At 63.3% G+C, this 12,629-nt stretch carries 13 protein-coding genes; 4 read left to right on the top strand and 9 right to left on the bottom strand.

Annotated features, from left to right (window positions below; all coding sequences use genetic code 11):
• Window position 1 precedes the first annotated feature (1 nt).
• The gene (locus HWX53_RS16855; RefSeq protein ID WP_175942899.1) at window positions 2-541 is read right to left on the bottom strand and encodes a cupin domain-containing protein; all 540 of its coding nucleotides are present in this window, start codon (window positions 539-541) and stop codon (window positions 2-4) included.
• Between the two features lie 23 nt (window positions 542-564).
• A complete protein-coding gene (locus HWX53_RS16850; RefSeq protein WP_175942897.1) occupies window positions 565-1,335 on the bottom strand; it encodes an SDR family oxidoreductase in 771 nt (256 codons plus the stop codon).
• A gap of 325 nt (window positions 1,336-1,660) precedes the next feature.
• On the opposite strand from HWX53_RS16850, the gene HWX53_RS16845 reads away from it, so the two are divergent.
• Entirely contained in the window at window positions 1,661-2,734 is a 1,074-nt protein-coding gene (locus HWX53_RS16845) for a porin (RefSeq protein ID WP_244140158.1), read from the top strand.
• 54 nt (window positions 2,735-2,788) lie between these two features.
• Here HWX53_RS16845 and HWX53_RS16840 read toward each other — a convergent pair whose 3' ends face one another.
• The 7 genes from HWX53_RS16840 to HWX53_RS16810 form a co-directional block, all read right to left on the bottom strand.
• On the bottom strand, window positions 2,789-3,718 hold the full coding sequence (locus tag HWX53_RS16840; protein WP_175942895.1) for an IclR family transcriptional regulator: 930 nt from the start codon (window positions 3,716-3,718) through the stop codon (window positions 2,789-2,791).
• Window positions 3,719-3,812: 94 nt separating this feature from the next.
• A complete protein-coding gene (locus HWX53_RS16835) occupies window positions 3,813-4,772 on the bottom strand; it encodes a PDR/VanB family oxidoreductase (protein WP_175942893.1) in 960 nt (319 codons plus the stop codon).
• Window positions 4,773-4,784: 12 nt separating this feature from the next.
• The gene (locus HWX53_RS16830; protein WP_175942892.1) at window positions 4,785-5,201 is read right to left on the bottom strand and encodes a RidA family protein; all 417 of its coding nucleotides are present in this window, start codon (window positions 5,199-5,201) and stop codon (window positions 4,785-4,787) included.
• Window positions 5,198-6,217 (bottom strand): aromatic ring-hydroxylating dioxygenase subunit alpha, encoded by a 1,020-nt coding sequence (locus HWX53_RS16825; protein WP_175942890.1) that lies wholly within the window; start codon window positions 6,215-6,217, stop codon window positions 5,198-5,200. The genes HWX53_RS16830 and HWX53_RS16825 overlap by 4 nt, the downstream gene beginning before the upstream one ends.
• A gap of 12 nt (window positions 6,218-6,229) precedes the next feature.
• Window positions 6,230-6,448, bottom strand: coding sequence for a recombinase-like helix-turn-helix domain-containing protein (locus tag HWX53_RS16820; protein WP_175942888.1), 219 nt, complete (start codon window positions 6,446-6,448; stop codon window positions 6,230-6,232).
• The gene (locus HWX53_RS16815; RefSeq protein ID WP_175942886.1) at window positions 6,445-6,777 is read right to left on the bottom strand and encodes a hypothetical protein; all 333 of its coding nucleotides are present in this window, start codon (window positions 6,775-6,777) and stop codon (window positions 6,445-6,447) included. The genes HWX53_RS16820 and HWX53_RS16815 overlap by 4 nt, the downstream gene beginning before the upstream one ends.
• Before the next feature lie 10 nt (window positions 6,778-6,787).
• Window positions 6,788-8,131 (bottom strand): MFS transporter, encoded by a 1,344-nt coding sequence (locus tag HWX53_RS16810; RefSeq protein WP_244140193.1) that lies wholly within the window; start codon window positions 8,129-8,131, stop codon window positions 6,788-6,790.
• A gap of 387 nt (window positions 8,132-8,518) precedes the next feature.
• Here HWX53_RS16810 and HWX53_RS16805 point away from each other — a divergent pair, with 387 nt between their 5' ends.
• The 3 genes from HWX53_RS16805 to HWX53_RS16795 all read left to right on the top strand — a co-directional run bounded on the left by HWX53_RS16805 (window position 8,519) and on the right by HWX53_RS16795 (window position 12,627).
• The gene (locus HWX53_RS16805) at window positions 8,519-9,640 is read left to right on the top strand and encodes an FAD-dependent monooxygenase (RefSeq protein ID WP_175942883.1); all 1,122 of its coding nucleotides are present in this window, start codon (window positions 8,519-8,521) and stop codon (window positions 9,638-9,640) included.
• 37 nt (window positions 9,641-9,677) lie between these two features.
• A complete protein-coding gene (locus tag HWX53_RS16800; protein ID WP_175942881.1) occupies window positions 9,678-10,439 on the top strand; it encodes an IclR family transcriptional regulator in 762 nt (253 codons plus the stop codon).
• 559 nt (window positions 10,440-10,998) lie between these two features.
• Entirely contained in the window at window positions 10,999-12,627 is a 1,629-nt protein-coding gene (locus HWX53_RS16795) for a methyl-accepting chemotaxis protein (RefSeq protein ID WP_175942879.1), read from the top strand.
• The last annotated feature ends 2 nt before the right edge of the window (window positions 12,628-12,629 follow it).

Genomic DNA, 12,629 nt, shown 5'->3' with positions numbered 1-12,629 from the left:
CTTATTTGGCGAGTTCGCGCTTGATCTTCGCGAGCGGCGAATCCGGCGGATACGTCGGCGTAACCGGCTTGGCCGACCCGAGCATCACGCACATCAGCGCGTCTTCTTCGCCGATGTTGACTTCCGTTCGATAGACGCCCGGCGGCACCGAAATGAGATCGCGCTCGCCGAGCACCGATTCCCACGTTTCGCCGTCGCGTTCGCAGATCACTTTCATCTTGCCGCGCAGCACGAAGAAGATTTCCTCGACGTCCATGTGGATGTGGCTCGGGCCGATGTTGCCCGCGGGAATGACCATCGTCGAGAAGGTGAAGCCGCCTGCGGGCACCGTGTTCACGTCCTTCGCGACACCCGTGCCGCCGGTGCCGACATAGCGCATCTGCGCACGGCGATACTTCGGGTCGTAGTCGGCCTGAAACTTGAGCGCGTCCCAGTCGTAGCGGCGCGTGGCGAAGCGCGCCACGCGCGTCTCCATCCATTGTTCGAAGCTCGCGTCGGCGGGCTGGTCCCACGATTTACGTTCGATATCGGCGTCGGCCATCGTCAATCTCCTTCTGGTAGTCATCAGTTCATTACGAAGCCGCCGTTGACCGGCAGCACTTGACCCGTCACGAAGCGGGCCGCATCGGACAACAAGAACAGCACGGGGCCGGTGACGTCATCGGCCACTTGCGGCCGCGTGAGTGCGCGGCCCTGCTGGTAATAGGCGTGGCGCTCGGCGGGCACGTAGGCCGTTGCTTCCACTTCGGTCAGCCCCGGCGCAATCGCATTCACCGTGATGCCGTGCGCGCCGAACTCGCGTGCGAGCGAGCGCGTCATCGAGATCACGGCGCCCTTGCTCGCGACATAGGCGAGGAGCTTCGGCGCGCCCCACATCGCCGTATCCGATGCGATGTTCACGACGCGCCCGCACGACGATTCGCGAAGAAACGGCAAGGCCGCGACGCACATGCGCCACGTGCCGCGCACGTTGACGTTCATTACCGCGTCCCACGTGTCGATGCTCAGCTCGTCCGCGAACCGGCCGCCGGAATTGGTGATCGCGGCGTTGTTGATCACGGCATCGACGCCGCCGATGCGCTGCGCCGCGCGCGCGACGAACGAGTCGATGTCGGCGGGGTCGGCGAGATCGAGCGGCATGAAATGCACGTCGCCGCAGAGACGGTCGGCAAGCGCCTGCCCTTCGGCGTGAAGGACATCGCCGAACACCACGTGCGCGCCTTGCGCGGCCAGCGCCTCGACAAACGCCGCACCGAGACCGCGTGCCCCGCCGGTCACGATCACTCGCCGCTTTGCCAGTCCGCCGCCCGGTTTGTTACTCGATTGGAGACTCATCGTGGCTCCTGTTTCGCGTTCCACCTACGGAACATCGGTTTATCTATGGTTAATTATAGGGCGGCGAAGGCATCGATCAAAAATAGAATTTCGCGTCTTCAGGGAAAACACTATGCCGCGCGTTCCACTGCGGCTGTCCCTGCAAAAAGCCGGTGTCCACTTCGGGTAAGCCCGAACTAGAAAGTTATTTTGTCGATTTTGGACAGTCACTATACTTTTCCATAGGCGATACGTTGTTCCGTACATGGAACGTAGGAGAGCGGCGCCGAGCATGCGCACGATGAAACAGAAGCGACTGGATAACCACACATCAGGAGTACCAACGGTGAAACGCATCATTGCCGCCGGCGCGGCAGGTATCGTGATCAGTTCGACGGCGGCGGCGCAGAGCAGCGTCACGCTATACGGCAGCCTCGACGCGGGCATCGCTTATGTCAGCAACGTCGGCGGACATTCCAAGTGGATGGAAGAGCAAGGCAACATGCAGCCCGACCGCTGGGGCCTCTTCGGCACTGAGGATCTCGGCGGCGGCCTGCACGCGGTCTTCAAGCTGGAAAACGGCTTCTACACGAACACCGGCAACTTCGCGAAGGCGGGGACGCTATTCAACCGGCAAGCGTATGTCGGCATTAGCCAGGACAAGATCGGGCTGATTTCGCTCGGTCATCAGACGCCGTTCAATTTCGACGTGCTCGGGCCGTTCAGCACCGCGTATCAGGCGGCGAGCTGGTTCGCGTTCCATCCCGGCAACATCGACGAACTCGCGGATACGGGCATCGTGCCCTTCGACAATTCGGTCAAGTTCCGCTCGGTGGATTACTACGGCTTCACCGTCGGCGCGATGATGGGCTTGGGCAACACGACGAACTTCGCGACGGGCCGCAACTACGGCTTCACGGTCACGTATGCGCAGGGACCGTTCAAGGCGGGCGCCGTGTATTCGAACGAGCGCAACCGCACGCCGTCGATCGTGACGACGGGCATCACGACTTTCCAGGGTCAGCCTGCCGCAACGTATGCGGCCGATAACGTCGAAAACATGGGCGCGGGGCTTTCATATCAGATCGGCAAGCTGCAACTGCACGGGCTTTACACGCGGGTGAAGTTGAAGTCGAACGGCTTCTCGGACCTCTATCAAAGCTACGACGCAGGCGCGAATTATCAGTTCACGCCGGCCAACAGCGTGTCGGGCGGCGCTTCGACGACCACGCTCTCGGGCCGCCGCTGGACGCAGGTTGAGATCGGCGATATCTATGCGCTCTCGAAGAGCACGCAGATCTACGTGAACGTGCTGTTCGAGCACGCGAACGACAACGCGAAAGCCGCGTTCTTCACGGCGGGCGTGTCGAGTGGGCGCAATCAGACGGTCGTGCTCACCGGCATGCATCACTCGTTCTGACTGTCGGCCGATGCAGCGCGGCGGTGTGCAACGCACCGCCGCGTTTGACTTGCGTCAGGCGTTTGCGTACGACAGCGTCGGATCGCCCACGCGCGGTCGATAGTTGAGCCGCGCCGACAGATCGAGTGCGGCCTGGCATGCCCGCGCCACGAGCGGCGCGCGTTCGTCTTCGCTGATATCGGAGCGCGGCACCGTCACCGTCAGCGCCGCCACGATGCGTCCGGTCTGATCGCGCACCGGCGCGCTGATCGCGGAAATGCCGCGTTCGAACGATGCTTCGCTTACCGCGTAACCCTGAGCCGCGGTGGCGCGAATCCGCTGATACAGCTCATCGACGGTCGCGGGCGTGCGCTCGGTGAAACGCTCCAACTGACGTTCGGGATAGAGACGACGCAAGTCGGCGGGCGTCAGATCGCCCATGAGAACGTGTCCGTGCACGGTCGCATGCGCGGGCAGACGCGTGCCGACGTGTACCTTGACGGAACTGAACATGGGATCGCGCGTTTGCGCGCGCGCGACGAACACGACATCGCGCTCATCGCGAATCAGCAAATGGGCGCTCAGGCCGGTATCGTCGCGCAGACGGTCGAGGATCGGCTGGCCGAAATCGGTGAGTTCCAGCGAACTCAGATATTCGAAGCCGAGCCGCAACACCGCGACGCCCAGCCGATAGCTGCGCTCGTCCGCCGCGCGCTCCAGAAAGCCGAGCGATTCGAGCGTTTGCAACAGGCGAAAGGTCGTCGTGCGCGGAATGCCGATGCGCCGTGACAACTCCGGCGCGCCCAGCACCGGCTCGTGCGATGAAAACTCCGCGAGAATGCGCAGGCCGCGCTCGAGCCCCGGCACGGAATAGCCGGAGCCGGCGGCCGGATCGTCGTCAGATGCGGTTGCGGATTCCACCCCCGGCGCGTCGTGTTCTTGTGTATCGCGGGCGGTGTCCGCCTTGGACGGCTTCGTCGTGCGTGTCGTGGTTGCTCGCGCCATGATCGGCAAAATCGCAGTAGGGAAGATTAGCGATGATAGCGTGCCGCGAAGCCGGATCCGGTGTTTTCCTTGCTCCGCGGCGCGAGCCGGCGCGTCAAAGATCGAGGACGAGCTTCTCGCCCTTGCAACCCGAGACGCATACCATCATGACCTGATTCGTCGCGCGTTCGGATGCACTCAGCACGGAATCGCGATGGTCCGGGCAGCCGCCCAGCACGCGCGTTTCGCACGAACCGCAAATGCCTTCCATGCAGCTATGCTCGACTTCCACGCCCGCTTCGAGCAATGAGTCGAGCAAGGTCGCGCCGGGCGCCACGTCGATCAGCTTCTTGCTGCGCGCCAGTTCCACGCTGTAGCCGTGATTCACGGCAGGCGCGGCCTGCGGGACCGCCTGGAACCGCTCGATATGGCGGTTCGCGATGCCGACCGCTTCGCACGCTGCATCGAAGGCGTCGAGCATGGGCGCGGGGCCGCAGCAGTACACATGGGCATCGGCGGGAACCTGCGACAGGTACGCTTTCAGATCGGCGGGGCGGCGGTCGTTCTCATCGTCGAAATGCACGTCCAGCTTGCCGCCGAGCGCGCGCAATTCGTCGATGAACGCCGCATGTTCCGCACTGCGCGCGCAGTACAGCATCTGCACCGGCCGCCCGAGTTCGATCAACCGCCGGTACATGCACAGAATCGGCGTCACGCCGATGCCGCCCGCGATCAGCACGCTATGCCCGGCGTTTTCATCGAGCGAAAACAGGTTGCGCGGCGCGGACAACTGCACGCTCATGCCTACGCGGAAGTTGTCGTGGATGAAGCGTGAACCGCCCCGCCCTTTCTTGTCGATCTGCACGCCGACCACATAGCGGTCCGTCTCGCCGCACGGATTGAGCAGCGAATAGCTGCGCAAGAGCCCGCTCGCGAGATGCAGGTCAATATGCGCGCCCGGTTCGAAGCCGGGAAAACGTTCGCCGCGCGGCGGCACCAGTTCGATACTCATGATGTCCGGCGCCTCGTGACGCAACGTGCGAACGAGGGCTGTCATGCTGGGTGAATTGCTCATCTTTGCGTCTCTCTACTTGGCCGCGCGCCTCGCGATATCCAGCCGCGCGCACGCTTCGATCTCCACGCGCAGTTCCGGAAACACGAGACCTGATACTTCGACGAGCGTCGAACACGGATACACGCCGCCGGCTTGCACATGCTCGTCGAAAAACGCTTGGCGCGCGCGTCCGACTTCCGTCTTGTCGGCGATATCGGTGACATAGACCACGAGCTTCGTAATGCAGCCGATGTCGCCGCCCGCCGTCTCGACGAGCGCGCGAATCTTCTCCAGCACGCGCATCGTCTGATCGTAAGTAGACAACTGGCCTGCCGGATGCGCGGTCATGCCCGACATCACGATCTCATTGCCGATGACGAGCGCGTTGCTCCATGTCGCGTGCGGCGCGTCGGGAACCTGCTCGCACTGCACGCGCGCAACGGTCGTCATCGCGCCGCCTCGCCTTCGATCTGCGCCTTGGCGAGATTCTTCAGATGCCGCCGCAATCTCACGATGCCCATATCGTGCTGATACAGATGTTCGTTCTTGTTCGCATCCGGTTCCATGAACTCCAGGATCTCGCGATCCTGTTCGAGCACCGCCCAGTGACGCGCTTCGAGACGGTTGCGGTACAGGAAGCGCCACGTATCGCGCTGCCAGCCTTCGACCTTGCGGCAACGCCAGTGGAACACGGCCGCGAGATTCGGCGCGATCGGCGTATAGCTGCCGATAATGATGAAGTTGCCGCCGGGACCACCCGTCTTCGGATACGGGATTTCGAGGCGCATCCAGTGCGTGCCCGTATCGGCCCATTCGGTCCAGTCGAAGTTCACATCGCGCTGGCCCACTTTCTCGAAGACGAAACCGCGATCCGTATCGCGAATCGTGAAGGTCGCGCTGATGTCGCCCTCTGACATGGAGTGCGACTGCTTGTGAAGGTACGCGCCGTGCATCGGGTCCATCACGTTGTCGAGCACGTAGCGATAATCGCCCTTCCATTCCGTGTAGCACAGGAAGGACGAGAACGCGTCGCCCGTCAGTTCTTCGGGGAGCACGAGGGGCGGCGCTTCGTCGATGTTGGTCGCCGAGTTGTACAGCCACAGCGCGCCGGCGCGCTCCTGCACATGGAACGAGCGCGCGCCGCGGGAGCCTTCGAGCTTGCAGCCGGGACTGCCCGGCACCGAGGTAACGACGCCATCGCAGCGCACATGCACGCCGTGATAGCCGCACTGAATGCGATCGCCCAGCACGACACCGCGCGAGAGCGGCGCGCCGCGATGCGGACAATGGTCTTCGAGCGCATACGGCGTGCCGTCGGTATCGCGCCAGAACACGAGCTTGCGCCCGAGCCTGCGCAGCGATACCGGCTCGTGCTTCACGAACGATGACGGGCAAATGGGATACCACAGGTTCTGCAGGCCGCGTTGCAGCGTGCTTTCGATGTCGTCTTTCTGATCCGTATTCATGTCGGTCTTCCTTTACTGTCCGAGCCGCGCCATTTCGGCACGGAAGTTGTCTTCGGTCCAGTTGTCGGCGTTTTGCGCACGAGGTCCGAATTCGTTCAGATAGGCAACGAGTTCCGGCAGTACGGTGATGCCCTGCGCGAACGCGCGCTCGATTGCATCGCCCAGCAGGTTTTCATATTGCGTCGGGGGACGCTGCCGCGCCTGATGCGGCTCCAGATATCGATCCATCATTTGCCTCCATTACGAACCCGTTCGCGAATGCGTTCGCGCACGGGTACAAAATCATAGGTCGGGTAACACTCCGTGCTGAACACGCCCCACGCCGAACGTTCGAGTTCCACGTTCACGGCGGGCAGCAGCTTCGGCGGCACTTCCAGCGTCACGATCTGTCCGAAGCCCATCGCCACCGTCCACGACACGATTCTCACGCCTTCCGGCGGAAAACGGTCCCACCACTCGGCTTCCTTCAGCTTCGTCTGGATGGCATCCAGATTATTCGACTGATCATGTCGCAGAAACACGGTGATGAGAACCGTATCCTGGGTCGCGTCTGAACTCACCGTTGCACTCCTAGTTTTCGAGCTGTTCGAGCACGAGGCCCTTCGTTTCAACGCCGAGCAGATGGATGACGATAGCGGCCACCAACAGCACCGCGCCGAATGCCCAGAACGCCACGCCGATATTCGTCGTGATCGTCTTCGAGACGAGCGCAGGTGCCGCGATCGCCGCGATCTTCAGCCACGCGCTGCCGACGCCGCAGCCGAGCGCGCGCACGCTCGTCGGATACAGCTCGGGCGTGTAGACGTAGGCGGTGATGAAGCCGCAGCCGAGCAGCCCGAACGACAACGCGCAGAAGGTGCCGACCACATAGACGGAGCTGTCGCGGAAGATCGCCGCCGAGAACAGCGAGAGCGCGCACAGCACGAACGATACGTTGATGACCGGCTTGCGTCCGACCTTGTCGACGACGAGCGCGCACACCAGCGAGCCGATCACGCCGAGCACCGAAGCGCCCACCGTCAGATTCAGCGCCAGTTGCAGCGGTGCGTGGTAGACGGCCCTGTAGATCGTCGGCAGCCAGGTCAGCAGGCCGTACTGGATCACGCCGCACGTCATCCACAGCATGGCGACGGCGATCGTGCGTTTCAGATACAGCGGGCCGAAGAGATCGCGCACGGTGCGCTTCGGATGCTTGACCGACAGTTGCGCGAGACGAATGTCGTCGCCTTGCGGCAGCGGCGGCAGCGGACCTTTGACGCTGGCTTCGAACGCGGCGAGTGATTGCGCGGCTTCCGTCATGCGGCCACGTTGACCGAGCCAGCGCGGCGATTCCGGCACGAGGCGGCGCAGGGTGAAGAACAGGATCAGCGGAATGCCGCCCACGAAGTAAATGACTTCCCAGCCGAGCTTCGGCACGAGCCAGGCGCCGAGCGCGTTCGAGACGAGCAGGCCGATGGGAAAGATGATCTCGTACAGAAGCACGAAGCGTCCGCGTCCGTGGGCGCGCGTGATCTCGCTGATATACGCCGCCGCAACGGGCAACTCGCCGCCGAGACCGATGCCCTGCGCCGCGCGCAACGCGACAAAGGTCGCATACGAAGGCGCGAAGCCGCACGCGATACTCGTGATGCCGATGATCCCGGAACTCCACGCGATCGTGTTCACGCGGCCAAAACGCTCGGCGAGCGCGGGAAAAACGAGCGCGCCGATTAATTGCCCGACCGAACCCGCCGCGATCAGAAACGCGATCTGCGACGGCGACAAGCCCCACTTCGCGATGAGCATCGGCAACGTCGCGGCAATGGCGATGACGTCGAAGCCGTCGAAGAACGTCGCGCAGCCGATGAGCACGCGCGCGCGCACCTGCATCGCGTTGCCGGGCAGCCGCTCCATGCGTGCCACGATGCCGCCCATCGTTACATGGTCGGAAGACGCGGCGACGCCCGCGCTTCCTGCACTGTTTACCTCGACATTCATGTCCATTGGATTTCGCATCGCCATTTGCGGGGTTGAACGGTCATGGTGGCTGCTGCACTTCGCCGCCACATGTTCCGCATAAGGAACAACGATTCGTATATGGTGAATTCTACGCCCGCCTCTTCATCAGAAAAAAAACATTTCGAGATGTTCAGGGAAAACACCGACGGTACGCAGTGCATCCACAACCCGCCTGCACCAGAAGCGGATAAGTCAAGCATCGGCGCTCCGAAATTCGTTGCGGACAAAAATAAAAACCCCTAGGCTGCGCATCGTTCACTTTCTTTCCAATCTGTTCAATTTTGAACAAATGCGAGGGTCGCGATGCTGAAGGTCGGAATCAATGGCGGGGGAATCGGCGGGCTGGCGGCGGCTATCGCCATCAGCCGGGCGGGACATGAAGTGACCGTGTTCGAGCAGGCCGGGCAATTCGGCCGCGTCGGCGCGGACATCAACCTGACGCCGAATGCCGTGCGCGCCCTCGACGGGCTGGGCATCGGCGATTTGCTTCGCGAAACGGCGGCGCGTCCGACCGCGCGCATTAGCCGGATGTGGGATACGGGCGCGGAAACGTCCCGCCTGCCGATGTCCGACGAAGCCGAACGCCAATACGGCGCGCCGCAATTGACGATGCACCGCGCGGACGTGGTCAACGCGCTGGTTCAGGCGGTGCCGGCCGCGCATTTGCGGCTGGGGCGTCGCGTGACGGGATTCGAGCAGCGCGAAGCGGGCGCCGCCGTGAAACTTGCCGACGGCAGCGTGCATGCCTTCGATCTCGTGATCGGGGCGGACGGCATTCACTCCGGCGTGCGCGAGTTCGTCTTCGGCGAAGATCGGCCGCAGTTCACGGGCATCGTCTCCTATCGCGCGGTGGTGCCGGCGACGCGGCTCGCCGGTATCGAACTGGGTGCCTTCGTGAAGTGGTGGGGCCCGACGCCGGAATCGCAGATCGTCACGTTTCCGCTGAATCGCGGGCGCGACGTATTCATCTTTGCCACGACGGCGCAGACGGACTGGACCAACGAATCGTGGACCGCGCCCGGCGATCCGGACGCGCTGCGCGACGCCTACCGGCACTTTCACGCCGATGCCCGCGCCCTGCTCGCCGCCTGCGATACCGTGCTGGCGTCCGCGCTCTATGTGCGCGATCCGTTGCCGCTGTGGAGCCGCGGCAACTTCACGCTGCTCGGCGACGCCTGCCACCCGATGATGCCCTTCATGGCGCAGGGCGCGGGCATGGCGATCGAAGATGCCGTCGTGCTGTCCCGCGCGCTCGAAGGCGTGTCGCCATCCGGGCTCGGCGCTGCGCTGCATCGCTATGAGAATGCGCGGCGCGAACGCACGGCCCGCATTCAGGTCGGCTCGCGCGGCAACAACTGGCTCAAGGAAGGCGGCAACGCCGACTGGGTCTATGGCTACGATGCCTGGACCGTTCCTCTGGCATGATGCGGTCCATTCTTCTGGCAATGAGCCTGCTCGACCCATGACCGCATCCCATGAACGACCGGCCGATACATCGGGCTCAGTCGAACGATCGCTGCGTTTGCTTCGCTTCATCGCCGAAGGCGGGTCGACGCGCAACATCAGCGAGGCGGCGCGCCGCATCGGCGTGAATCGCGTGACGCTGATGCGGCTGATCGCGGTGCTCGAGCAAGCCGGCATGCTCGTCGCCGATGCCGCCGGGCATCGCCTGGGGATACCGTTTTTGACGCTGGCGTCCGCTGCGCTCGGGTCGTCGAGTCTCATCGCCCGGGCGCGGGAGGTGTTGCCGGGTCTCGCGGCATCGACGCGCATGTCGGCCTATCTCGCGGTGCGCGAGGGACACGAGATCGTCTACTGGCTGGCCGAAACGCCGGATACGCCGCTCGTGAGCCAGATTCGCGTAGGCAGCCGTCTGCCTGCGTACCGTGCGACGCCGGGTCTCGCGATGCTCGCCTTGCTGGATGAGGAGCAGGTCGAGCGCATGTGCGAATCGTCCTGGCAGGAGCCGGACGCGCCGCGGTTCACAGACTTGCGGACGCGGCTTCAGCGAATCAGGGCCGATGGCTGTGCGTGGAGCCGATCGGGCCTCGAACCGGGCATCGATTCATGCGCCGCGCCGATCGTGACCGCCGATGGCCGCGTGCTCGCGGCGTTGAGCGTGGCCGGGCCATCGCAGATGTTTTCGCACGGGTCTGCGGGGTCGGAGGCTTTGGCAAATCAGGTGATCTCGACTGCGCGTCAGATATCAAGACTGGTGACCTGAGGGCTAACAACCCGAGCGGAGGCGCACCGGCGAGGATAGGCGGCTGCGCCAACTACTACGGCGCCCCCGCGATGAACCCTTCGAGAGTTCCGGCAGTACACGCCGAAAAACGCAATTGCCGGCCCGGCTCTCCGTTGTGACACCGCCTCTTCTACGCAGCCGGGTCCGGTTAGAGACTGACGCTGGATCCGCTGAGACTCAACTTCCGGCGCACTCCGTAAGGCGATTTCGAAACGGCGTCTTCGAGCGGCGGGATGGGCAATTGCGACCCGCAGCGGCCCTCTGGCCCGCGGATCTTCAGATGGCCGTATCGCGCCGAGAATCGGACGTGGCTGCACAGTACGCGTCTCTACTATTCGGCGCGCGCACTTATTTCATAAACCCTTAATTCCTCCGTCGAAAAGCCGTTAATCACCTTTCAGCCGCCAAGGACGTTCGTCCGGTGGTTTTCTTTGTGTCCATTGTCACCGGGTCCACGTCCGCTTCTTGCAACGAGTACCGGGATAAGACGAAGTCGGTGTCCCCGAACGGACACAGTCGAAAAGACGGAGCGATTGAAATGCGTATCACAAACCTCAGGATCGGAGTTCGCCTCGGCTGCGCGTTCGGCGTGGTCGTCGCGCTGATGATCGGCACGGCGGCACTCGGAACCAAGCATCTTGAAGCAAGCAACGAAAAGATGGACAGCGTCGTCAGCGAACATTATTCGCTGATTGCGCTGAGCAACACCATTAAGTCCAACGGCTACAAGGCCAATGGCATATTGAGCAAGCTACTGCTTGCCACCTCGGAGGATCAAGCGAAGCAGTTCATGGACGAATACGTGGCGATCCGCACCGCCAATGCACAAGCCTATGCAAAGCTGGAGAAACTTCTGTCGAGCGATGAGGGAAAGGCGCTCTTCAAGGAGCAGATCGGCGCGCGTACGGTTTATGGCGCGAGCGTCCGTCAATTCTTCGACCTCGTCAAAGGCAATCAGCAGCAGGACGCCCGCGCGCTCTACCTCGGCGATCTCGCACGTCAACAGGATGACTACTACCTGCTCGTCGACAAAATGGTCGACTATCAGGCCGCGCTGATGCAGGCAGCCGTGACGAAGGCCGCGCAGGACGGCAGCGACGCGCGCATACAAATGGTGCTGCTCTCGCTCGGCGCGATACTGGCAGCGATCGGCACGGGCATCGTCATCACGCGCAGCATTACCCGGCCTATTCATCAAGCCGTGGTCCTGGCCGAAGCGGTGGCGGACGGCGACCTGACGCATCGTCTCGAAGTCGCGTCGAGCGACGAAATCGGCAGGCTGCAGGGCGCGCTGAAGCGAATGATCGAGAACCTGCACGGCATCGTTGGCAATGTGCGCATGGCGACGCAAACGATCACGCACGCGTCGCACGAAGTCGCGAGTGGCAACATGGACCTGTCGAGCCGCACCGAGCAGCAGGCGAGCGCGCTGGAAGAGACCGCGGCCGCGATGGAAGAGCTCACCTCCACGGTCCGGCAGAACGCGGACAACGCGCTCGAAGCCAACCGCGTCGCGTCGGATGCCTCTGTCATTGCAGGCCGGGGCGGCGAAGCGGTGAACCGGGTCGTGGATACGATGGGTGCGATCAACGCATCGTCGCGCGAGATCGTGAACATCATCGCGGTGATCGAAGGCATCGCGTTCCAGACGAACATTCTCGCGCTCAACGCCGCAGTCGAAGCCGCGCGGGCCGGTGAACACGGACGCGGCTTCGCCGTCGTCGCGAGCGAAGTGCGCAGCCTCGCCCAGCGTAGCGCGGTGGCTGCGAAGGAAATCAAGACGCTCATCGACAACTCGGTCGGCCTCGCGGATACGGGCAGCCAGATCGTCGGCGAAGCGGGGCAGACCATTCGCGAAGTGCTCAGCAGCATTTCGCGCGTCACGAGCATCGTCGGCGAAATGAGCGTGTCGAGCCGCGAGCAGAGCGACGGCATCGAGCAGATTAATCAAGCCGTCACGCAGATGGACCAGGCCACGCAGGAAAACGCGGCGCTCGTGGAAGAGAGCGCGGCCGCCGCGCAGTCGCTGCGCGATCAGGCCGCTGAACTGACGCACCTCGTCGCCTCTTTCAAGCTCGACGGCACCACGCCGCCGAAGGTGGCGCGCGCAGCGAGCCATGCGGACGCCGCGCCTGAATCCGCCATGCCGATGCTTGCAACGAGTTGATC

The organism is Caballeronia sp. BCC1704, assembly GCF_902833455.1.
Classification (GTDB): Bacteria; Pseudomonadota; Gammaproteobacteria; order Burkholderiales; family Burkholderiaceae; genus Caballeronia.
The sequence above is the reverse complement of the archived record's forward strand: the minus strand, read 5'-3'. Positions and strand labels throughout refer to the sequence as shown.